The sequence below is a fragment of the Amycolatopsis rhabdoformis genome, from assembly GCF_035918295.1.
GTDB lineage: Bacteria > Actinomycetota > Actinomycetes > Mycobacteriales > Pseudonocardiaceae > Amycolatopsis > Amycolatopsis rhabdoformis.
Genome location: NZ_CP142149.1, coordinates 8,754,233 through 8,774,909, shown reverse-complemented (window position 1 = coordinate 8,774,909; position 20,677 = coordinate 8,754,233). Strand labels below are relative to the sequence as shown.

General features: G+C 68.3%; 20 protein-coding genes and 2 tRNA genes. 9 read left to right on the top strand and 13 right to left on the bottom strand.

Annotated elements, in window-relative coordinates:
• Positions 1–448: 448 nt before the first annotated feature.
• Both VSH64_RS40725 and VSH64_RS40720 read left to right on the top strand, forming a co-directional pair.
• Positions 449–1,354 (top strand): TIGR03619 family F420-dependent LLM class oxidoreductase, encoded by a 906-nt coding sequence (locus tag VSH64_RS40725; protein ID WP_326568066.1) that lies wholly within the window; start codon positions 449–451, stop codon positions 1,352–1,354.
• Positions 1,355–1,409: 55 nt separating this feature from the next.
• Positions 1,410–2,312, top strand: a complete 903-nt coding sequence (locus tag VSH64_RS40720) for an SGNH/GDSL hydrolase family protein (RefSeq protein ID WP_326568065.1) — start codon at positions 1,410–1,412, stop codon at positions 2,310–2,312.
• Between the two features lie 90 nt (positions 2,313–2,402).
• On the opposite strand, the gene VSH64_RS40715 is transcribed toward VSH64_RS40720, so the two are convergent.
• The 6 genes from VSH64_RS40715 to VSH64_RS40690 all read right to left on the bottom strand — a co-directional run bounded on the left by VSH64_RS40715 (position 2,403) and on the right by VSH64_RS40690 (position 6,568).
• Entirely contained in the window at positions 2,403–2,801 is a 399-nt protein-coding gene (locus VSH64_RS40715; protein WP_326568064.1) for a MaoC family dehydratase, read from the bottom strand.
• Positions 2,798–3,247 carry a MaoC family dehydratase N-terminal domain-containing protein gene (locus tag VSH64_RS40710; RefSeq protein ID WP_326568063.1) on the bottom strand — a complete coding sequence of 150 codons (450 nt, stop codon included), beginning with the start codon at positions 3,245–3,247 and terminating at the stop codon, positions 2,798–2,800. The genes VSH64_RS40715 and VSH64_RS40710 overlap by 4 nt, the downstream gene beginning before the upstream one ends.
• Positions 3,248–3,368: 121 nt before the next feature.
• On the bottom strand, positions 3,369–3,533 hold the full coding sequence (rpmG, locus tag VSH64_RS40705; RefSeq protein ID WP_091293539.1) for a 50S ribosomal protein L33: 165 nt from the start codon (positions 3,531–3,533) through the stop codon (positions 3,369–3,371).
• Between the two features lie 48 nt (positions 3,534–3,581).
• A tRNA-Met gene (locus VSH64_RS40700) sits at positions 3,582–3,654 on the bottom strand.
• 128 nt (positions 3,655–3,782) lie between these two features.
• Positions 3,783–3,855: transfer RNA gene (locus VSH64_RS40695), tRNA-Thr, on the bottom strand.
• A gap of 79 nt (positions 3,856–3,934) precedes the next feature.
• Positions 3,935–6,568 carry a putative bifunctional diguanylate cyclase/phosphodiesterase gene (locus VSH64_RS40690; protein ID WP_326568062.1) on the bottom strand — a complete coding sequence of 878 codons (2,634 nt, stop codon included), beginning with the start codon at positions 6,566–6,568 and terminating at the stop codon, positions 3,935–3,937.
• Between the two features lie 252 nt (positions 6,569–6,820).
• On the opposite strand from VSH64_RS40690, the gene VSH64_RS40685 reads away from it, so the two are divergent.
• Positions 6,821–7,759 (top strand): GNAT family N-acetyltransferase, encoded by a 939-nt coding sequence (locus VSH64_RS40685; RefSeq protein WP_326568061.1) that lies wholly within the window; start codon positions 6,821–6,823, stop codon positions 7,757–7,759.
• Here VSH64_RS40685 and VSH64_RS40680 read toward each other — a convergent pair.
• On the bottom strand, positions 7,756–8,346 hold the full coding sequence (locus VSH64_RS40680; RefSeq protein WP_326568060.1) for a TetR/AcrR family transcriptional regulator: 591 nt from the start codon (positions 8,344–8,346) through the stop codon (positions 7,756–7,758). The two genes, VSH64_RS40685 and VSH64_RS40680, sit on opposite strands and share 4 nt — an antisense overlap.
• 67 nt (positions 8,347–8,413) lie before the next feature.
• On the opposite strand from VSH64_RS40680, the gene VSH64_RS40675 reads away from it, so the two are divergent.
• The 3 genes from VSH64_RS40675 to lon all read left to right on the top strand — a co-directional run bounded on the left by VSH64_RS40675 (position 8,414) and on the right by lon (position 13,787).
• Positions 8,414–9,760, top strand: coding sequence for a DHA2 family efflux MFS transporter permease subunit (locus tag VSH64_RS40675; RefSeq protein WP_326568059.1), 1,347 nt, complete (start codon positions 8,414–8,416; stop codon positions 9,758–9,760).
• Positions 9,761–9,809: 49 nt separating this feature from the next.
• Positions 9,810–10,658 carry an SAM-dependent methyltransferase gene (locus VSH64_RS40670; protein WP_326568058.1) on the top strand — a complete coding sequence of 283 codons (849 nt, stop codon included), beginning with the start codon at positions 9,810–9,812 and terminating at the stop codon, positions 10,656–10,658.
• A 726-nt stretch (positions 10,659–11,384) separates the two neighbouring features.
• Positions 11,385–13,787 (top strand): endopeptidase La, encoded by a 2,403-nt coding sequence (gene lon, locus VSH64_RS40665; RefSeq protein ID WP_326568057.1) that lies wholly within the window; start codon positions 11,385–11,387, stop codon positions 13,785–13,787.
• Between the two features lie 57 nt (positions 13,788–13,844).
• On the opposite strand, the gene VSH64_RS40660 is transcribed toward lon, so the two are convergent.
• From VSH64_RS40660 to VSH64_RS40650, 3 genes are read right to left on the bottom strand one after another with little or no spacing between them, the layout of a single operon-like run.
• Positions 13,845–14,324 (bottom strand): hypothetical protein, encoded by a 480-nt coding sequence (locus VSH64_RS40660; protein WP_326568056.1) that lies wholly within the window; start codon positions 14,322–14,324, stop codon positions 13,845–13,847.
• Positions 14,324–14,980: a hypothetical protein gene (locus VSH64_RS40655; RefSeq protein ID WP_326568055.1), complete on the bottom strand. Its 657-nt coding sequence runs from the start codon at positions 14,978–14,980 to the stop codon at positions 14,324–14,326. The genes VSH64_RS40660 and VSH64_RS40655 overlap by 1 nt, the downstream gene beginning before the upstream one ends.
• A gap of 17 nt (positions 14,981–14,997) precedes the next feature.
• A complete protein-coding gene (locus tag VSH64_RS40650; RefSeq protein ID WP_326568054.1) occupies positions 14,998–15,378 on the bottom strand; it encodes a hypothetical protein in 381 nt (126 codons plus the stop codon).
• Between the two features lie 96 nt (positions 15,379–15,474).
• Here VSH64_RS40650 and VSH64_RS40645 point away from each other — a divergent pair, with 96 nt between their 5' ends.
• Positions 15,475–16,284, top strand: a complete 810-nt coding sequence (locus VSH64_RS40645; RefSeq protein ID WP_326568053.1) for a hypothetical protein — start codon at positions 15,475–15,477, stop codon at positions 16,282–16,284.
• A gap of 227 nt (positions 16,285–16,511) precedes the next feature.
• Here the strand turns inward: VSH64_RS40645 and VSH64_RS40640 are convergent, their stop codons facing one another.
• A complete protein-coding gene (locus VSH64_RS40640) occupies positions 16,512–17,354 on the bottom strand; it encodes a YDG/SRA domain-containing protein (RefSeq protein WP_326568052.1) in 843 nt (280 codons plus the stop codon).
• Positions 17,355–17,643: 289 nt separating this feature from the next.
• Here VSH64_RS40640 and VSH64_RS40635 point away from each other — a divergent pair, with 289 nt between their 5' ends.
• A complete protein-coding gene (locus tag VSH64_RS40635) occupies positions 17,644–19,401 on the top strand; it encodes an SIR2 family protein (RefSeq protein ID WP_326568051.1) in 1,758 nt (585 codons plus the stop codon).
• A 17-nt stretch (positions 19,402–19,418) separates the two neighbouring features.
• On the opposite strand, the gene VSH64_RS40630 is transcribed toward VSH64_RS40635, so the two are convergent.
• On the bottom strand, positions 19,419–19,736 hold the full coding sequence (locus VSH64_RS40630; protein WP_326838233.1) for a hypothetical protein: 318 nt from the start codon (positions 19,734–19,736) through the stop codon (positions 19,419–19,421).
• On the opposite strand from VSH64_RS40630, the gene VSH64_RS40625 reads away from it, so the two are divergent.
• Positions 19,665–20,213, top strand: a complete 549-nt coding sequence (locus VSH64_RS40625) for an HD domain-containing protein (RefSeq protein ID WP_326568050.1) — start codon at positions 19,665–19,667, stop codon at positions 20,211–20,213. The genes VSH64_RS40630 and VSH64_RS40625 overlap by 72 nt on opposite strands.
• On the opposite strand, the gene VSH64_RS40620 is transcribed toward VSH64_RS40625, so the two are convergent.
• Complete coding sequence (locus VSH64_RS40620; RefSeq protein WP_326568049.1) at positions 20,201–20,677, bottom strand: NUDIX hydrolase; 477 nt, start codon at positions 20,675–20,677, stop codon at positions 20,201–20,203. The two genes, VSH64_RS40625 and VSH64_RS40620, sit on opposite strands and share 13 nt — an antisense overlap.

Sequence of the window (20,677 nt, the reverse complement as noted above, 5' to 3'; positions counted from 1 at the left end):
TTTCCCAGGCTCCGGAGGACGCATTCCATCATCCCCACCATCCAGCGGGGATGACCGTAGTGCGTTCCGAGTTCCGAAGTCTACGGCAAGCCGGATCGAGGCCCGCAACCGCGCCCCCCTCGTTCGTCGGGTGGGCCCGCACCGACCCCCCGGTGCCCTGCTCCAGCGTGCCGGGAACGTGACCGGCGCGCGCCGCCGGGCCGTGCCAGGATGGCCGCATGCGCTCGTTCGCGATTAATCGGGAAAAGGCCCGCCAGCCGGTGGTCGACGCCCATTCCGCGGTCGGCCGGAGCGCACTAGGACCGCGCCGCGAACGCCGGCGGAAAGCCTTGCCTGCTCGGCCAAACCCGCGCGTGGCCGCAGGAATTCCGGAGCAGTCCGGCAAGACCCTCGACCCGGCACGTGATCTTCGTTGTCCCGCAAGGAAAGTCGTCCTCGAGGAGGCCCGGTGACCGCGTTGCGACTCGGACTCGCCCTGCCGCAGTACGGCAAGCTCGCCGACCCCACCGCCATCGCCGGATTCGCCGCCGCGGCCGAGGAGCTCGGTTACGCCTCGCTGTGGGTCGGTGACCGGGTGCTCACGCCGCTCGAACCGTCGGACCTGTACCCGGGCGGCGGCACACCGGAGCGGCCGTACCCGCCGGAGTTCATCCACTTCGTCGATCCGTTCGTGGCGCTCACGGCCGCCGCCGGCGCCACGAGCACCGTGCGGCTCGGCATGAGCACGCTCTCGGCGCCGGTCTACGCGCCGGTGCTGCTCGCCCGCACGCTCACCTCCCTCGACCTGCTCTCCGGCGGCCGCCTCGACGCCGGCTTCGGCCTCGGCTGGCTGCGCGACGAGTACACCTCCGCCGGCGTGCCGTGGGCCGGGCGCGGCGGGCGGCTCGACGAGCTGATCGCGGTCCTGCGCACGCTCTGGACCGCCGACCCGGCCGGCCACGACGGCGCGCGCTGGCAGATCCCCGACTCGCACGTCGGCCTGCGGCCCGTGCAGAACCCGCACCCGCCGATCCTGCTCGGCGGCATGTCCGAACGCGCCCTGCGCCGCGTCGGCACGACCGCCGACGGCTGGCTGCCGACACTGCTGCCGCCGCAGTACCTGCACCGGATGTGGTCCGTGATCGCCGCGGCCGCCACCGAAGCCGGCCGTGACCCGGCGACGCTGCGGCGCCCGTTGCGGATCAACCCGCGCGAGGGCACGCCGGTGGTGACCGTGGGCGATCTCGCCGCGGCGCTGAAGAGCGTGGCCGACGAGGGCTTCATCGAAGCGTTCGTGGACCTGCACTACATCGCCGACGGCGTGGACCACGCCCTGGAGCTGGCCGGACAGCTGCGCGCCGCGGTCGACCGGTAGGGGTCACCCGGATACCCATCGTCACGCGGGGTCGCGGACCGGTAGAAACGATCAGGTGGCGGCGAAGAAGAGCGGCGGATGCGGGTTGCTGATCCTGGTGATCGTGATCGCGCTGCTCGGGGTGGGGTACTACAAGTCCAAGCACGGCTCGTCGACCGAGCCGCCCTCGGGCGCGACCACCGGCGGCGGCACGGGCCGCTACGTGGCGCTCGGCGACTCGTACACCTCGGCCCCGCGCACCGGCCACGCGGCGGGCACCCCGGCCGGCTGCGACCGCTCGGACAACAACTACCCGCACCTGGTGGCCGCGAAGATCAAGCCCGCGCAGTTCGTGGACGTGAGCTGCAGCGGCGCCACCACGGCCGACCTCACGGGCTCCCAGTCGACCCACAACGGCACGAACCCGCCGCAGCTGGACTCCGTGACCTCGGCGACCACGCTGGTGACGCTGGGCATCGGCGGCAACGACGTCGGCTTCATCGCGCTCGCCCCCAGCTGCGCCACCACGCACCGCGACGGCGCGCCGTGTCACGACCGGCTCACCGCGGGCGGCCACGACCAGCTCTCCGACCGCATCGACGCCGTGGCCGGCAAGCTCGGCGCGGTGCTCGACAAGATCCACGCCCAGGCGCCGAAAGCCCGCGTGGTGGTGGTCGGCTACCCCACCGTGCTGCCCGACGGCGACGGCTGCTGGCCCGCGCTCCCCGTGGGCTCCGGCGATGTCGCGTACCTGCGGGATTCGCTCGCGCACCTCGACGACGTGCTCGAAGAGCAGGCCAAATCCCACAACGCGGGCTACGCCGACACCGCCGGCCCGAGCAAGGGCCACGACGTGTGCACGAGCTCGGGCACCCGTTGGGTCGAAGGCCTGGTGCCGACGTCGGCCGCTGCCCCGCTGCACCCCAACGCGCGGGGTGAGGCGGGCATGGCGACGGCCGTCGAGTCGGCGGTGAGCTGAGCGCCCCAATGCCACATTCGGTGCGTTGAGCGCACCCAATGTGGCATTCGGTGCGTTGAGCGCAACCAACGCCGCATTGGGGTGGTGGGGTCAGACCCGGATGAGGGCCTGCGGCTTGCCGAGCACGGTCTTGCCGTCGAACTTCACGACCAGGTCCACGCGGGCGACGCCGTCCTCGGAAATGGCGCCGACCTTGCCGGTGAGCTCCACGAGGGCGCCCTCGGCGTTGTCAGGCACCACCACGGGGCGCGTGAAGCGGGAGCTGAAGTCCAGCAGCCGGCCCGGGTCGTCGAGCCAGTCGCTCACGACACGGCCGGCGAGCGCCATGGTGAGCATGCCGTGGGCGATCACGTCGGGCAGGCCGACTTCCTTGGCGAAGCGCTCATTCCAGTGGATCGGGTTGAAGTCGAGGGCCGCGCCCGCGTAGCGGACCAGCTGCTCGCGCGTGATGCGCACCTGCAGAGCGGGCAGTTCGTCGCCGACGTTCACGCGTCCTCCCCTCGCACCACGAGCTGCGCGCGGGTGGTGCAGACCAGCTTGCCCTCGGCGTCGGTGATCCTCGCGCTGATGTTGAGGAAGTCGTTGCCGGCGCGGGCCATGATGTTGTCGATGGTGGCGCCGATCTCCAGCACGTCACCCGCGTGCACCGGGCGCTCGTAGGTGAAGCCCTGGTCGCCGTGGACCATGCGCGAGTAGTCGAGCCCGAGCTCCGGGTCCGCCACGATCACGTTGACCTTCGGCAGGTTCAGGATCGTGAGGAACGTCGGGGGCGCGATCACGTCCGGGTAGCCGGCCGCGCGGGCCGCCTCCGGGTCGCGGTAGAGGGGGTTGGGGTCGCCGATCGCCTCGGCGAACTCCAGGATCTTCTCGCGGCTCACCGCGTACTTGCCGACGGGCGAGTAGCTCCGTCCGGCGAACGACTGGTCCAAAGGCACCCGCCGAGGCTAGCTGACCCGCGTTGCGCAGCAGAGAGGCCCTGGATGGGCCCCGAACAGCGAAAAGCCGCCCCGGCGAGGCCGGGACGGCCGTTCGAAAGCTGGACGAGAACCGCTAACGTCAGCGGGTCTCTTTGTGAGTCCGGTGCGTACCGCAGTTCGGGCAGAACTTCTTCATCTCCAAGCGGTCCGGGTCGTTGCGCCGGTTCTTCTTGGTGATGTAGTTGCGGTGCTTGCACTCCTCGCACGCCAGCGTGATCTTGGGTCGCACGTCGGTGGAAGCCACAGCATTTCCTTCTCTCTCAGTACCGGGCTCGGCCCGGTGGTTACCGCGTAGCGGTGGCCGGACTTGAACCGGCGACACAGCGATTATGAGCCGCTTGCTCTGCCAACTGAGCTACACCGCCATAACCAACGCCCACCCTCGGGGTCCAGGGGCTTGCCCCTGGCGGGGGTCTGGGGGTTCGACCCCCAGATGGACGCCGCGAAGCGAGCTACGTCTGCGTTTTCCGCAGGCATAGCTCGCCCACTCGCGAGCCCCTTTACGGAATCGAACCGTAGACCTTCTCCTTACCATGGAGACGCTCTGCCGACTGAGCTAAAGGGGCCTGCCTCTTGCGAGGACTTGGAAAGATTACCAAGGGCCTTCACCCGGCCGTGCAACCGGGGTGGGCTTTGGCGAAAACCTCAGGTCAGCAACGTAAGCACCGTCTCCGAGTGCCGTCCCGGAGAGCGCGCCGTGCGAGCCTGCAGCCACGCCTCCAAGCGGTCCTCGGGCAGCGGACGCGAGATCAGGTAGCCCTGGGCAACGTCACACCCCATCGCCTCCAGCTGGTCGCGCGCGACGTCCTCTTCGACGCCCTCCGCGACCACCGTGAGGCCCAGCGAGTGACCCAGCTCGACGATCGAGCGCACCACGGCGAGGTCACCGAGATCGGTGCCCATGCCGAGCACGAAGCTCTTGTCGATCTTCACCTGGTCCACCGGCAGCTGGCGCAGGTACGCCAGCGACGAGTAGCCCGTGCCGAAGTCGTCCACGGCGAGCACGATGCCCAGCGAGTGCAGCTCACGCAGGATCGGCAGCGCCTTCTGCGGGTCGGACATCACGCCGGACTCGGTGAGCTCGAACGTGAGCAGCTCCGGCGGCACGTCGTAGCGCTCCAGCTCGCGCTGCACCTTCGCCGGGAAGTCCTCGTCGGCCAGGTTGCGCACCGACAGGTTCACGGCCGCGGAGATGCGCAGGCCTTCGTCGAGCCACTTGCGCACGCGCTTGAGCGAGGCTTCGAGCACGAACGACGTGAGCACGCCGATGAGGCCGGCCGCCTCGATGGCGGGCACGAACTCGTCGGGCCCCAGCCGGCCGAACTCCGGGTGCACCCAGCGCACGAGCGCCTCGACGCCCTGCACCTGCCGGTTGGGCAGGGTGATCTTCGGCTGGTAGTGCACGGACACGTGGCCGTCTTCCAGCGACTGGCGGAACTGCGTGACCATCTGGAAGCGGCGCAGGAAGATCTGGCCCATGCTCGGCACGTAGCCGCGCACCTCTTCACCGCCGCGCGTCGCGCGCACGGCGACGTCGGCGCGCTGGAGCAGGCCGTCGACGTCCACGGACTCGCCGCCGTCCTCGGTGGAGGTGGTGGCGTAGCCGATCATCGCGTTGGCCTCGACCGAAAGCCGGTCGACCGGGTAGGGCGCCGAGAGCTGCACGCGCAGGCGTTCGGCGGCCGCGTGGGCGTTTTCCGGCGTGCAGCCCACGAGCAGCGCGGCGAACGACGCGCCTTCGAGGCGGGCGAGGGGCACGTCCGGGCCCAGTGCGTCGCGGATCCGGCGGCCGGCGGCGATCACCATGCGGTCGGCCCACGAGTAGCCGAGCGCGTCGCTGACCGTGGAGAACACGTCGAGGTCGATGCGCAGCACCACTGCGCTGGCGAAGTCGCGCAGCGGCTCCTTCGCGACCTGCTGGAAGCCCGGCCGGTTGAGGTGGCCGGTGAGCGGGTCGTGGTAGGCGTCGTGGCGCAGGGTCGCGAGCAGGCGCCGGTTGTCCAGCGAGGTCGCGAGGTGGCTGGCCATCGTGCCGAGCAGCTGCACGTCGTACTTGCCGAAGCCGCGCCAGCGCGAGAGCCGGTCGTGGGCCTCGACGACACCGAGCAGCTGGTTGGCGCTGCGCAGCGGCACCACGAGCGCCTCCTGCGCGCCGCGGTTGAGCAGCGCCGCGCGCACGTCGGGGTTGGCCTCGGTGATGCGGAAGTGGCGCACGTGGGCGCCGGGCAGGCGTTGCAGCGGGTCGTCGGCGTTCGGGTCGACCGGCGGCAGCTCGTCGCCGGCCACGACCACGCGCATGGTGTCCTTGGCTTCAAGGCGCAGCCGCAGTACGACGCGGCCGGCGGCCAGCTGGTCCTTGATGCGTTCGGCGATCGTGGCCCACTCGCGCACGTCGACGCCGCCCACGAGCTCGTCGGCGCGCCCGGCCGGACGCGCGGCGGCCTGCTGGCCCGAGCGCGCGACCATGAGGCTCACGTCCGACAGCGCCTCCATGTCCCGCTGCTCGCGCAGCAGGTCGGAGTACGCCCAGTACAGCGCCGTGAGGCCGAGGAACACGGCCAGGACCAACGGCCACGCCTGCGGGGTGTTCGCGATCACGAGGTAACCGCTGAGGCCCACCGACGCGTTCACGAAGCCGACCACGAGGATGCGGCCGGTGAGGCGGATCGCGGTGCTCACGCGCATGCGGCGGCGCAGCACGCGCACGGCGGCCAGCGCCAGCAGCGTGCTCACCAGCGGCGCGGTGAGCGTGCCGGCCAGCGCGGCGACCCACGGCATGGCCTCGCCGCCGCCGACAGCCTGCTTCACGAGTCCCGCGACGGCGAACGCCCCGGTGATCTCCAGCAGGAACGCGCCCGCGTTGTAGAGGACGCGGCCGGCGACCTTGCGGGCCAGCAGCGTGCCGATGCCCGCCACCAGGTGCGCGGCCAGCACGACCTCGAACGGCGCGACGAAGAAACCGATTACCAGGGGAATTTCGGTGAACGAGATCGTCCACGAAATGCCGCTTCGGACGTCGACGTTGATGCCCAGCTGTTCGGCGAGCAGGAACGCCAGCGCCAGGACCGGGCCGATCCACCAGAGTTTGGCCGAGCCGTGAAAAGGTAACCAGGAACCGACCGCGAACGCGGTGATCAGACCCAGGCCGAGAACGGCGAAGGTGTAGACGCGGAACCGGCGTTCGTCCGTTCGGGCCTCGTTGAAGGTCCCGGAAACGGCGCCCCCCTTGGCCTGTTTCGCCGCTGGAGCGGCATCAGGCCTGCCGTTGCTGTCCGGCATCCGACCTTCCTTCCCGGCTGCCCACCGGTCGCGCTCGTCCGTGACGTCAGGTGTGGACAAGGGCCATACCGTACCCCGGAGGGCGTACCCGTGTCCCTTTCGAGACAGTAGGAGATCACCCCAGGGTTAACAATGGGCTTGTGGCGCTGACCTGCGTGGACCAAGGAGTGAAACTCCCCGTTCGTGCCTGATCTGTCGTCCTGGGGTGTGTTCAGGGGTTCTGCCGAGTGGTGCGGGGCGACAATGAAGTACATGCACAACGACGTGACAGCCACCGGGCACGCGGCGCGTATCGCCACGGTGGACGCACTGCTCCCCGCGCCACCCCCCTTCGAAGTCCACGACGACACCACGCTCCTGTCGGCGCAGGTCGGAGACACGACGGCCGCCGGTCTGGCCACCAGCAGCGAGCTCGGCCCCGACAGTTCGCAGTCGATCTGGCGGGCTCTCACCGAGCACCGGCTCGAGGTCCAGCTCGCCGGCCCGGACCCCGCCGCCGGCCTCGACGCGTTGCTCACTCGATGGGATGAACACCTGTCGACCATCGCCCGTCCGGGGGATCCCGAGTGCTCCGCGGTGCTCTCTCGGCCCAGCCGCGACACCGCCGGTACCACCGAACTGCTCCGCCACGGTTTCGCGCCCGTCGGCGTGATCGCCGTGCGCCCGGCCCAGCGCCTGGCCGCGGCCGGCCCGGCCACCACGCCCGGCGTCTGCATCCGCCACGCCACCCCGGACGACCTGGGCACCGCCGTGCGCCTGATGCTGGAGCTGCAGCGCTACGACGCGCAGTTCGGCCGGGTGACCGTGCGCTCGGGTGTCGACGAGGTCGTGGGCAAGGAGCTGCTGCGCCAGCTGGAGCGGCCGGAGCCGCAGGTGTGGATCGCCGAGCTGTACGGACAACCGCTGGGCATGGTCGTGCTGCAGATGCCGGACGAGACGGCGTGGATCCAGCACCGCGTGGCCGCGCCGCGGATCGGGTACCTCTCTTCTCTCGCCGTCGCCCAGGAGGCCCGCTCGGCCGGTGTCGGCACCGCGCTGGCCGCCCACGCGCACCAGGTGTTCGACGAGGCGGGCGCCGACGTCGTGCTGCTGCACACCGCCGTGGCGAACCCGCGCTCGACGCCGTTCTGGTACGCGCAGGGGTATCGGCCGCTGTGGACGGGCTGGCAGCGGCGGCCGGCGGCTCGCTAGCTCCGGCTCTTGAGATCGCGGTCCCCGGCGTGGTGGTGGACGAGCGGGAGGAACAGCTCGTCCACGAGGGCACGGAGGCGCTCGGTCCCGGGCGCCTCCCGGGTCGTGATCATCTCGTAGCGCACGAGGTCACCGGGCATCCGCAGCACCGGCTCCGGGACGTGACCCGGGCCGATCTCCCCGCGTTCGGCCGCGCGCGCGACGAGGCGGCCGAAGACGTCGGGCACAGTCGTCGCCAGGGCCTCCGGTAGCTCGGCGAGCTCGCTGAGCAGGCCTGTCATCACGTCGACCCCGACCAGCCCGACGCGGTCGGTGATGGTCTGCAGGGTCACCAGCACGTCTTGGCGGAGCTCGCCGGTGTCGGGCACGAGGTCGGCGATCGACCCGAGGTGCGCGCGCACCGCGGCGTGCACGAGCGCGGCCCGGTTGGGCCACCGCCGGTACAACACGGCCCGGCTGGTGCCGGCGGCTTTGGCGACGGCGTCGATGGTGAAGCCGTCGTAGCCGCTGCGCCCGAGCTCGGCCCAGGCGGCGTCGACCAGGGCTTCTTCGAGGGCGGCGCCTCTTCTTCGCTGCGCAGTGCTCACGCCTTCGAAGATACACGTGTATCTTAATCTCGATAAGATACACGTGTATCTCCACTGAGGGTTGACGGTGAAGCTCGAACCGTTGGGGTGGCCGCTCGTGCGGCTGGCGCTGGTGATCGTGCTCGGCGGGGTGGCGCCGCTGATCGACACGACGATCGTGAACGTCGCGCTGCCCGCCGTGGCCGCCGACTTCGGGGTGGGCCCGACGGCGATCCAGTGGGTCGCCACCGGTTACCTGCTGGCGCTGGGGGTCGCGATCCCCGTGACCTCGTGGGCCACGAGCCGGTTCGGCGCTTCGCGGTTGTGGCCGGCCGGGCTGGCGGTGTTCCTCGTGGGCTCCGCCTTGTCGGGGCTGTCGTGGAACCTGGACAGCCTGATCGCGTTCCGGGTGCTGCAGGGTGTGGGCGCGGGGGTGCTGCTGCCGGTGCTGCAGACGATCCTGGTCCGCGCCGCCGGGCCGGCGAAGACCGCGCGGCTGCTCACGATCGTGATGCTGGTGAGCGTGCTCGCGCCGATCGCCGGGCCGCTCGTCGGCGGGGCGATCGTGACCGGCGGGAGCTGGCGCTGGTTGTTCGTGATCAACGTGCCGCTGTGCCTGGCGGCGATCGTGCTGGCGCGGCGGTTCGTGCCGGTCGACTCCCCTCTTCGCGGCAGCCGGCTGGATCTGCCGGGGCTGTCGCTGCTCGCGCCGGCGGTGGTGCTTTTGCTGCTGGCGCTCACCGACGCCGCGTCGGGCAATGGGTTCGTGGTGCCGTTGGGAGCGGGGGTGGTGTTGCTCGGCGGGTTCGTGGCGTGGAGCCTGCGCCGGGGCGAGCGGGCGCTGATTCCGTTGCGGTTGTTCGCGAACCGGGCCTTCAGCGCTTCGGCGGCCGTGCTGTTTCTGACCGGATTGGCGTTGTACGGCGCGCTTTTCCTGATCCCGCTGTACTTCGAGCAGGAGCGGGGGCTCGGCGCGTTCGCGGCCGGGATGATCCTCGCGCTGCAGGGAGTGGGCTCGCTGCTCACGCGGTGGGTCGGCGGCGTGGTCGACCGCGTCGGAGCGCGGGTGATCGCCGTCGCGGGGATCGCCGGGTGCGCGGCGGCGACCGTGCCGTTCGCGGTCGCCGGGCCGTCGACGAGCCTCGTGGTGCTCGGGGCGGCACTCGTGGTGCGCGGCGGGGCGCTGAGCGCGGCCAACATCGCGATCACGTCGGCCGCGTTCACGCGGCTTTCCCGGGAGGACGTGCCGGCGGGGTCGGCCGTGGTGCGGCTGGTGCAGCAGCTCGGCGGCTCGGCGGGCACGGCGGTGCTCGCGTCGGTGGCCGCCACCGGTGCGTTCGCGGCCGCGTTCCTGGTGAGCGCCGCGCTCGCGGTCGCCGCGCTCGTGCCCGCGTTCCTCCTCGGGCGACGGGAGCTCGCCGGGATTGCTCGCTAGGCTTGGCCGGCGGTGGCTCGGGCCACCGGGCGACGAGGGGAGTTCCGACGTGAGCGAGCAGCCGGCGTCCGCGCCGAAGGCACCCGAGGGCGTGGACACCGAGAAGCCTTCGGCGGCGCGGATCTACGACTGGTACCTCGGCGGCACGCAGAACTGGGCTGTCGACCGGGAGTTCGGCCGGCGCGTGGAGCAGCAGTGGCCGCTCGTGCGGCCGGGCGCGAAGCAGAACCGCGAGTTCATGAACCGCGTGGTGCGCGCCGCGTTGAAGGCCGGGATCCGGCAGTTCGTGGACCTCGGCTCGGGCGTGCCGACGGCAGGCAATGTGCACGAGGTCATCGAGGCCGAACTGGACGACGACGATCGCGCCACCGTGCTGTACGTGGACTACGAGCCCGTGGCCGTGGCCCACGCGACGCTGATCCTCGAGGAGGAGGCCGCCACCGACTGGGCCGGCATCCTGCAGGCCGACATGCGTGACCCCCGGTCCGTGCTGCGCGCGCCGACCACCCGCGAGTTCATCGACTTCTCCCGCCCGGTGTGCCTGCTGATGATGGCGGTGCTGCACTTCGTGGGCCCGGACGACAACCCCGAGGGCCTCGTGAAGGCCTACCGCGACGAGCTCGCACCGGGCAGCTGGCTCTCCATCTCCCAGATGAGCGAGGGCGACGGCGACGGTCCCGCGCTCGAAGGCCTGCGCTGGTTCGTGGAGCAGTACCGCAAAACCAGCAACCCCGTGTGGATGCGCGACCGCGACGACATCGCCCCCCTGTTCGGCGGCTGGCCGCTGCTGGAGCCGGGCATCGTCCACCTGCCCGACTGGCGGCCGGAGCGGGAGCTGAACGCGGTGGAGGCGGAGGCGAGGCCGTTCGCTTGGTGTGGGGTGGCGGAGAAGCCGTAGTTGGGTGGGCTCGCTGGCCGGGGTGGACGTCGGGAAATCCTCGGCCGCGCGTCTACGACCGGCGACTCGACGGCTCGCCGGGAAGCCGTGTACCGCTCGTTCGGCCGGGCGCGTGGAGAAGACCGCTGGGTGAGGTGGGCCGCTCGGCCGGCTGCGGTCGAGAAGGCCGCGTCTCCATGGTCAAGAGAGCTGTCGGAGCCCGGTGCCGGCGTAGTTGCCAAGGCTGTCGGCACGAGTGGTGACGCCACGATTCCTGGTATCAACCTGCGCGGCTGAGTTGTCCACAGGTCGTCCGAGTTGTGGACAACTCGGCTCGTTCGGAGCTCGACCACGGATTTCGTCGGGGGTGGCCGATAGAATGGGTGCAGGGCCTGCCCCCAAGGGAGGGCGGGGCCGTGTCCGGCCCGGTTCTTCCGCAACCCGACCGCGCGCACGCTTGAGCCTCGAGGTGCCCGGAGCTCGCAAAGCCGTAGTGCCGGCACCTCCGCCCGCCAGAGGCGCCACCGCGTCGGCACGCAGAAAGTTTCTGCTCCGCCGGCCATCACATCGAGCGAGCACGGCGCCGACCAGCCCCGGTCCGGAAGCCGTGTCCAAGCACACTCCCGCACCTCCACCTGGCGATTCCGTGCACTCGAAGGGCGTCCGCTGCCAGCGAACACTCCGTCGGAAACAAACCCGCCCCACGGATAGTTGAGGAAGGCAGACTCAACTAATCGAGGAGTGCACATGTCAGATCCCCGCCTCCTGCCCGTTCTCCCGCTCGATGACGACGTCGTGCTGCCGGGCATGGTGGTCCCGCTCGACCTCACCGACGCCGAGACCCGGGGCGCAGTGGAGTCCGCTCAGGCCAAGACGCCCGCCACGGCGTCGTTCCCCGGCATCCGCTCCGGCGCGGCCACCAAGGCCGAAGTGCTGATCGTCCCCCGCATCCACGGCGAGTACGCCGAGCTGGGCACGGTCGCCACCGTCGAGCGCATCGGCCGGGTTCCCGGCGGCAAGGCCGCCGTTCTGCTGCGCGGCACCGGCCGTGCGGTGGTGGGCCGGATCGCGGACGGCCCCGGCGCCGCCCGCTGGGTCCACGCCGACGAGGCCACCGAGTTCACCGACGACCGCTCCACGCAGCTCGCGGCGGAGTACAAGGCCGTGGTCATCTCGCTGCTCCAGCAGCGCGGTGGCTGGCAGATGATCGACGCCGTCCAGCAGGTCGAGGACCCGTCGGCGGTGGCCGACCTGTCCGGCAACGCGCCATACCTGAAGACGGAGCAGAAGATCGAGCTGCTCACCACGCTCGACGTGAGCACGCGGCTCGAGAAGGCCATGGAGTGGAGCAAGGAGTACCTCGCCGAGCTCGAGGTCACCGACACGATCCGCAAGGACGTGCAGGAGGGCATGGACAAGCAGCAGAAGGAATTCCTGCTGCGGCGCCAGCTCGAGGCCATCCGCAAGGAGCTCGGTGAGCTCGACGGCAGTGACAAGGACGACGACTACCGCGCCCGCGTCGAGGCCGCCGATCTGCCCGACAACGTGAAGAAGGCCGCGCTGGCCGAGGTCGACAAGCTGGAGCGCACCTCCGAGCAGTCGCCCGAGGGTGGCTGGATCCGGACGTGGCTGGACACGGTGCTGGAACTGCCTTGGAACGAGCGGACCGAGGACGTCTACGACATCGCCGCCGCGCGCGCCGTGCTCGACGCGGACCACGCGGGCCTGGACGACGTGAAGGAACGCATCATCGAGTACTTGGCCGTGCGCAAGCGTCGCGCGGAGTCGGGGCTCGGCCCGGTCGGCGGACGCCGTTCGGGTGCGGTGCTGGCCCTCGCGGGTCCTCCCGGGGTCGGCAAGACGTCGCTGGGTGAATCCGTGGCGAAGGCCATGGGACGCAAGTTCGTGCGCGTCGCCCTCGGTGGCATCCGGGACGAGGCGGAGATCCGCGGGCACCGTCGGACGTACGTCGGCGCGCTCCCGGGCCGCATCGTGCGGGCCATCAAGGAAGCCGGCTCGATGAACCCCGTCGTGCTGCTCGACGAGATCGACAAGGTGGGCGCCGACTACCGCGGCGACCCGACGGCGGCCCTGCTGGAAGTGCTGGACCCGGAACAGAACCACACGTTCCGCGACCACTACCTCGAGGTGGAGCTCGACCTGTCCGACGTGGTGTTCCTCGCCACGGCCAACGCGCTGGAGACCATCCCCGGCCCGCTGCTCGACCGCATGGAACTCGTCACGCTCGACGGCTACACCGAGCACGAGAAGGTGACCATCGCCCGTGACCACCTGCTCCCGCGTGAGCTGGAGCGCGCCGGTCTCACCACCGGCGACGTGGTGATCGCCGACGAGGCGTTCAGCCGGATCGCCGCCGAGTACACCCGCGAGGCGGGCGTGCGCGACGTGAACCGGACGATCGCGAAGCTGCTGCGCAAGATCGCGACGAAGGTCGCGCTGGACCAGGTTTCGCTGCCGGTTGCCCTTTCGGCTGCCGACCTGGAGACCTACCTGGGCCGGCCGCGCCACGTGCCGGAGTCCTCGCTGCCGACCTCGACCCAGCGCACGTCCATCCCGGGCGTGGCCACGGGTCTGGCCGTGACGGGGGCAGGTGGTGACGTGCTCTACATCGAGGCGTCGCTCAACGACCCCGAGAGCGGCTCCACGGGCCTGCAGCTCACCGGCCAGCTCGGTGACGTGATGAAGGAGTCGGTGCAGATCGCGCTCTCGTACCTGCGTTCGCACGGCGCGGAGCTCGAACTGCCCGTGAGCGACCTGAAGGACCGCGGCATCCACGTCCACGTCCCCGCGGGCGCGGTGCCGAAGGACGGCCCCTCGGCCGGCGTCACCATGACGACGGCGCTGGCGTCGCTGCTCTCCGGCCGCGTGGTGCGGGCGGACGTGGCGATGACCGGCGAGGTGTCCCTGACCGGACGCGTGCTGCCCATCGGCGGCGTGAAGCAGAAGCTGCTCGCGGCGCACCGGGCGGGCATGAAGACCGTGATCATCCCGCAGCGCAACGAACCGGACCTGGACGACGTGCCGGCCGAGGTGTTGTCGCAGCTGGACGTGCACGCGGTGGCGAATGTGCGTGAGGTGCTGGAGTTGGCGTTGACGCCTGCTTCTTCTTCGGTGCCGCAGGCTGCTTGATTCAGTAGTGAGTGGACGGCCCTCGTTTCCCCGGTGGGGAACGGGGGCCGTTTGCGTTCATTTGTCCTTTGTGGAGGGAATCCACTCGTGGGTCCACCTGTGCCGCCAGAGACCGACCGCGTCGAACTCGTCGACTTCGGCGCCGACGGTGACGCCGAGGTGACGCAGGGCCTGGGAGATCGGGGAACCTTCCGGAGGCAAGGCAACGGCTTCTTCGGGCTGGTGCACCGGCCCGAACACGACGGCGCCGGCCTCCCACACCTGGGCGGTCTGCGTGCCGTCTCCGCCGAAGAACTCGGCTTCGACATAGGTGAGGGGGCCGGCCTTGGAGCAGGCGGCCAGGACGTCGGCGAACCCGCGCGTGAGCTTCTCGTACGGGGCGAGCACGGGCGTTTCGGGGTCGGCGACCGAAGCGGCGTAGGCCTTTGTGACCGGAACGAGCGAGAGACCCTTCTCGAGCGGGACGATCACCGGGGTGCCCGGGAGGCCGTGCAGGACCTCGGCTTTCGCGATCACGGCCTCCAGCACGTAGACCATCAGAAGTCGAGCTTTCGCCACTCGAACCGCGTGCGCCAGTCGGGGTCATGGGTGGCGAAGCCGATGAAGGCCGTGGCGACGTCGTCGAGAGAGGGGACGTCGGTGCGGTAGTGGCGGTCCGGGGAGCCGTCGCGGTGTTCGAGGGCGTAGTGGCCTTCGGGGGCGCCCGCGTATTCGCCTTGGCCGACCTGGACGTAGGCGTCGCCGCGTTCGAGCACGGCGTGCCAGTTGCGGGCGGACAGGCGTTGCAGCGCGGCGCGAAGGGCGGCGGGGTCCGGATTCTCGACGCGGGCACCGTCGCAGGAGGACAGCGCGAGCGCGGCCGGGTTGTGCACGTCACCCTTCTGCGGATCGAACGCGACCAGCCCGTGGCGACGCGCCAGGTCGAACACCAGCCGCGCCACGGCTTCCGCGCGCGACCACGCGATGGTCATCACCACGGCGTCCGCGGACAGGCCGAGGCCGGCGGTCCAGGGCGACTTTTCGGGGTCGTCGACGAGCTCCGGATGCCGCGCCGTGAGCTCCCGGTAGAACGCGGCGACCTGCGGGTGCTCGACGGCGCCCTCGTCTTCGTTCGTGAGCCGGGTGTACCGGTCCTTCGCCTCCGCGGCGCTGACGGCCGCGGGCGCGAACCACACGGCGAGATCAAAACTCATCGGCCCCCCAGTCGAACCTACGTCGCCTCGACGCGACCCAGCATCGTAGCGAGTTTGGTGAGGGCGTAGTAGATGTCGATGTCGATCACGACCTGCCGATGGCGCTCCAGCGTCTCCGGCAGCCGCGCGAGCAACGCCGGCAGCGTCGCCGGGTCGAGCAGCAGCTCGTCGAGCCGCGCCTGCCCGCCGAGCACGTCGATGAGGGCCTGCACGTCCCAGTCGTCCCAGGCCTCGTACGAGGGATCCTCCACGTCCACATCGCACGGCACCGCCGCGCGGCACACGTAGACCATGAGGTGATCGATCTCGTCGCGGGCCGCGGCGTGAGCGTCGCGCCATCCCGGCGGTGGTGCGGGGAAGCTGCTGCGGAACGGGTGGAACCCGATGACCTCGCCCATGGGCGTGAGTCTGCCACTCGAGCCGTGGCGAATCCGCTGGTCGGGCGTTTGATCACCCGAAATTGCCGCCGGCGGGCGAGACGCGAGAATCCGGGCATGGAGTCGTGGGAGCTGCACTCGATGGCACGCCGGTACCTGATGGCGCGGTACACGGAACTCAGCGAGCGGTACGCCGAGCTTCCCGACCAGGGGCGCGACGGCTACAGCGTCGAGGCACAACGCACGTATCCGCGCTACAACGTCGTGGCCGCGATGCTCACCGAGGTCGAGCGGCTCGATCCCGACGACCTCCCGCCCGTCCAGCCCCTCGCTGCCGCGTTGATGCACGCCGCGGAGACCGCGAGGTCGGTGTTCACCGATCCTCCGACGGGCCCGATCGAGGCGGAGGCGATGAGCGCAGAGCGACAGCGGTTCGCTCGCGCGGTGACAGCCTGGGTCGCGGACGCGGACGTCACGGTGGAACCACTCGGGTACCGGCGGGTGCTGCGACCGGAGGAGGCGTCGGGTTGGCGTTCTCGGCTGGCGTCGCGGTGGGACGTGGAGCTGTCCGACGTCAGCTCACTGTCGTGGCATCCGCTGTCGGCCGGTCCGGTGCCGGACGAAGTGCTGGTCCTGCGCGAGGATTCCACGTGGGACGGGCCGGGAGTCACGCTGGTGCGCCAGGCGCTCCACCACCTCGGCCGGCGCCGGGTGGTCGAGCTGCGCGAGCACGGACCCGAGTACCTGCTGGACGTCGACCTGCTGGAACCCCACTACACCGGCGCGGAGGGCCTGTGGACCGACGAGACCCTCGACTGGCTCGCCTACGCCTCCCACGAGGGCACGCTCGCGTTCGGGGGCACGCTGGCGGCTGAGTTGAGGGGATCTTGGCCGCGGCTGGAGGAATGGCGTTGGAGCGGGTGGTGATGACCTGCGTCACGCGGCCGCGTCGACGGGCTGGGCATTCGTCGTTCGCACTGACGAAAGAAGCCCCCGCGGTGGAGGCGGGGGCTTTTCGGTGTGGCAGGTGAGGGATTCGAACCCCCGAAGGCTGAGCCGTCTGATTTACAGACGAGAGGCTCTGTACCCCGTGACCTGCGAGCGAGCGGCTTGGCTGTTCCGCTCGGGGGCGAATAGGGGGTACCACGGCCCCGTCACTCTTCGAGTGCCCACCGCGCCCGAGCCGCTTGGTGGTGGTCATCCAGTGCAGCTCGGTCTGGCATCAGACCAGCCGGAACCAACAGCGCTGTGCCGGCGAGAGGGCCGTACGTGGTGTGCGTCCGCAGGCTTGGCGCCACGACGACCGTGTTGTCCGCAGTGTCGACTGCGAGGAGACCAGCGTCGAACAGGCTGTGAATGTCCGACCGGAGCAGAAGCCCCTCGCTGCGCTTATGGGTCCCATGATCGGCAAACGCCCTCAAATGAGCGGCTTGCAGAACCTGCTTGGGCGCTGGGCCAGTGACAGCGCAGTTCAGACCGTACTTCTCCAGCAGACCGGTCCGGAACGCCCGCTGACCTCGACGAACCTTGACCAGCGACGTCCGGTGCCCTCCAGTCCACGAGACGTTGTCGTCTTCAGCCTCATCGGGGTCTGACGTCGGGGCCGCCGATGCTTCGGTTCCGAGCTTGACCAGACGAAACCGCCAGATGCGAAGGCCATCTTGCTCCCGAACCTCTGGCCACATCTCGGTGATGCCGAAGAGGCCTTCGTATCGGTAGCCAGCCGCGGGCGAGAACCGCTTGTCTCCCTTCGAGCCGCGGATCACGCGGATCGGTTGGCGCTCTTCATAGGCCCGTTTGAGTCCGGCATTGCCGAGAACCAGCTCTTGGTCTGCTACGTGACGGTTATGAGCGCGGCCGCCCTGACCCGTGTAGATGATCTCGTCCCCTGCATCATGATCATCGGGATAGCCGCCGTTCACAACGATCGAGTCGGAGCCGTCCTTACCACCCGAGATGCCCCACTGAGAAGAGCGGTGGATGCCCACAGCGTTCATCTCGGCATATAGTTCGCGAACGTCTTGCCGACAGGAACATCGGGGATCTCCCCGTACTGAAGTCCGTTTGCCACAGCAACAAGGATCCTAGAAGATCGCGGAGAAATCCAACATTTGCTACACGAAAACTCCCGAGCAGTGCAACGACGACGGACTCATAGTCGATGTAACGACCCAGGATGGCGACCCGTCTGGGAAGCAGAGGCCCTAACACGAAGGTCAAGGTTACAATATGACAACCTTTCGCCCCGCTAATGCGCTTAGCCCTCTGGTTATGCTAGCGACGGCAATGCACGCTCAGCCCGGAGTCTACGCAGTCCTCCTGGGATCAGGGGTATCCACGGGCGCTGGGATTCCAACAGGCTGGGGAATCGTTAAGGACTTAGTTCGAAGAATCGCGGCCATCAATTTTGCAGAAGACCAATCTGTAATAGACGCAGCCGAAGTCGATCCAGAATCGTGGTGGACTAAGCACGGCTCTGGCGAGCTTGGATACTCAAGTTTGCTCGAATCTATCGCGCCGACACCTGCTACGAGACAAGGGATACTCCGGAGCTTCTTTGAGCCCACAGACGAGGATCGAAACGAAGGAATCAAGGTTCCAAGCAGAGCCCACCTAAGCCTCGCAGAACTAGTGAAACGTGGGTCAGTGAAGGTTATTCTGACTACGAATTTCGATCGACTGACAGAGCGCGCCCTAGAATCGGTTGGGATCTCCCCGCAGGTCATCTCGCGACCTGAAGCCGTAAATGGAATGGCACCACTTGCCCATGCCGACGCGACAGTCATCAAGCTGCACGGCGACTACCTAGACCTCGGCAGTAGGAACACTCCAGACGAACTGCAAGATTATCCAGATGAATGGAAAAACATTCTTGCGCAGGTCGTCGACGAGTACGGGTTGATCATATCAGGCTGGTCTGCAGATTGGGACACAGCGTTGGTCTCAGCCATCGAAAGTGCGAGCTCAAGAAGATACCCCCTATACTGGGATCGGCGAAGCAGTAAAGGGGAAAACGCAGGCCGGTTACTGGCAACACGCAAAGGAATGGTGCTCGACGTCGCAAGCGCGGACGAACTTTTCGCAAATCTTTCCGATGGGATCGATGCACTGGACCGCTTGACCGAGCCTCCTTTGACCACGGCGATGGCGGTGGCTCGACTCAAACGCTATCTACCCGATCCAGCTGCGCGAATAAATCTTAATGATCTAGTGATGACCGCGCTTGACCGAGCAGTCGACGCAATCAAGGGGCAAACCTTTCACGTCGGCCATGAAGAAGTGCCAAAGAGGCTCGAAGAACTTCTTGATGCTCACTACCACGCCTCATTACCTCTCCTAAACCTACTCGCCACAGGTACCTGGTTTGACAGAGGACTTGATCATCTCGACCTATGGAAGGAGGTTGTGCAACGCCTCCTTGACGCGCGCGTGATACCCGACACGGCATTTCAGGGACCCGTAAGTGAATTTCAGCATTTCCCGGCATTGCTTGCGTACGAGGTTATCGGACTTGTCGCAGCTAATCGCGGGCGTGATCGCCTTCTGCTGGAGATTTCCACGAAGGTCAAGTGGCGAAACCTCGAGTACCCCAACAATATGGCGCCGGCAGCCCAGCAACTGCATATTCAAAGAGTTCTCGGACAGGGCAACTTGAAGACAATACCTCGCTGGGAGGGCAAAGAGCCTTACTACCCGGAGAGCCGTCTCATGAGGTTCTATTTGCGCGATGTCTTCAGCAGTCTTATTCCGGAAGAACGGACGTACGCGGAGTCGTTCGACTCTCTCGAGTACCTAATCGGCATCATCCAACAACGGACGCAGGGGCAGACCCGGTCCTACCACCCAAACCAGGGCGAATTCCTTATCGCCGATTACGACGGGTCGGATGGTATCCCCCACGCAGAAACCTACTTACGAGAGAGCTCTGCCGAGCAGCGCGACAGGTGGCCATGGCGGGCACTGATTGGAGACGAATACGAAATTGACGAGGTCTTGAACTCATACCGTGAAGCTCTTAGTCAAGCGAAGCGCCGAAATTTCTAGGCGACTCAGACTGACTGTCAGCCAATCTTCTGGCTCAGCTCGTCGTCGGCTCGAAGGTCGGTGAGCGTCTGCGAGTTGCCCGCGGCAAGATCTATTGCGCGCAGATTAACGAAGCCAGGGCCGAGGGCATCCGATCGCACCCATTGGACGGTGCGTCGGATCGCCCATCGGTGCGACCGATAGCCGAGCAACAACGTTTGCTCAGGAGCCAGTCCGACGAGCGCCGTAGCTACATTGGGCAGCTCCCTGTAACGTTGGAAGCCGTGTTTACCGTCGACGATGCTGCTGGCGTAGCCGAGAAGCTCATTGCGCCGCTCGGACGCCGCTGGAGCCATGTCCAGAGCGTCGCGGCGCGTGCTCGCGAGCTCTCACTGGCGGTGCCGACTGAGGAGACCGACGCGCTCGTCAGCGCTGCCTGGTTACACGACATCGGCTACGCCCCAGAAATCGGACATACCCACTTCCATCCCCTCGATGGTGCCCGGTACTTGCGCGACCACGGTTGGCCTCGTGGTGTCGTGAATTTGGTAGCCCATCACTCAGGTGCCCGGTTCGAAGCAGAAGAGCGGGGGCTAGCTACCGAGCTCGACGAGTTTCCATTCGAAGACTCGCCCTCCTTGGACGCACTAGTGACGGCTGACCTTACGACCGGACCAGGTGGCGAGCGGCTGACCTACGAGGAACGAATCTCCGAGATTCTGAACCGCTACTCGCCTGACGATCCCGTGCACCGGACGTGGATCAAGGCTGCTCCGATACTCAGGCGGGCCGTCCGAAGGACCGAGGCCCGGATGGCCGGTCAGCCAAGGTAGGGCGACTTGCGGCCGGCGTCGAGAGCATGGTCGATCCGCAAGCGCATTGATGGATGGATGTTGAGCCGGTCAAGGTCCGCAGGCGGTACCCAACGCACTGCTTTCGTTTCGGTGCCGTCCTCCCTCGGTTGCCCGTCGACCCACTTACCCTCGAAACACAAGGAGAACTGCTGGCGAACCTCGCCGTCGTCGTAGGCCATGACGTGCCGCGGATCCGTGTAAGTGCCGACGAGGCGGACGATTTTGACGTCAACGCCAGTCTCTTCCTTGACTTCGCGGACCGCCGTATCCGTGATCCGCTCCCCCACGTCGTGCCCACCGCCCGGGAGCGCCCACAAGTCGTTGTCGATCTTGTGGATGAGCAGCACCCGACCCTGGTCGTCGCGTACGACCACAGTCACGGACGGCACCACACTGTTGGCCGTCGGCGCATTCGGGTCGTCGAAGTAGTCGATGCGAGCCAT

What these genes read in the sequence shown, in the direction of transcription:
- VSH64_RS40690 (WP_326568062.1), bottom strand. Translation starts at nt 6,568, where the DNA reads ATGCCGGACAGCAACGGCAGGCCTGATGCCGCTCCAGCGGCGAAACAG.
- VSH64_RS40685 (WP_326568061.1), top strand. Translation starts at nt 6,821, where the DNA reads ATGCACAACGACGTGACAGCCACCGGGCACGCGGCGCGTATCGCCACG.
- VSH64_RS40620 (WP_326568049.1), bottom strand. Translation starts at nt 20,677, where the DNA reads ATGGCTCGCATCGACTACTTCGACGACCCGAATGCGCCGACGGCCAAC.
- VSH64_RS40640 (WP_326568052.1), bottom strand. Translation starts at nt 17,354, where the DNA reads ATGAACGCTGTGGGCATCCACCGCTCTTCTCAGTGGGGCATCTCGGGT.
- VSH64_RS40635 (WP_326568051.1), top strand. Translation starts at nt 17,644, where the DNA reads ATGCACGCTCAGCCCGGAGTCTACGCAGTCCTCCTGGGATCAGGGGTA.
- VSH64_RS40660 (WP_326568056.1), bottom strand. Translation starts at nt 14,324, where the DNA reads ATGGTCTACGTGCTGGAGGCCGTGATCGCGAAAGCCGAGGTCCTGCAC.
- VSH64_RS40650 (WP_326568054.1), bottom strand. Translation starts at nt 15,378, where the DNA reads ATGGGCGAGGTCATCGGGTTCCACCCGTTCCGCAGCAGCTTCCCCGCA.
- VSH64_RS40630 (WP_326838233.1), bottom strand. Translation starts at nt 19,736, where the DNA reads ATGGCTCCAGCGGCGTCCGAGCGGCGCAATGAGCTTCTCGGCTACGCC.
- lon (WP_326568057.1), top strand. Translation starts at nt 11,385, where the DNA reads ATGTCAGATCCCCGCCTCCTGCCCGTTCTCCCGCTCGATGACGACGTC.
- VSH64_RS40655 (WP_326568055.1), bottom strand. Translation starts at nt 14,980, where the DNA reads ATGAGTTTTGATCTCGCCGTGTGGTTCGCGCCCGCGGCCGTCAGCGCC.
- VSH64_RS40645 (WP_326568053.1), top strand. Translation starts at nt 15,475, where the DNA reads ATGGAGTCGTGGGAGCTGCACTCGATGGCACGCCGGTACCTGATGGCG.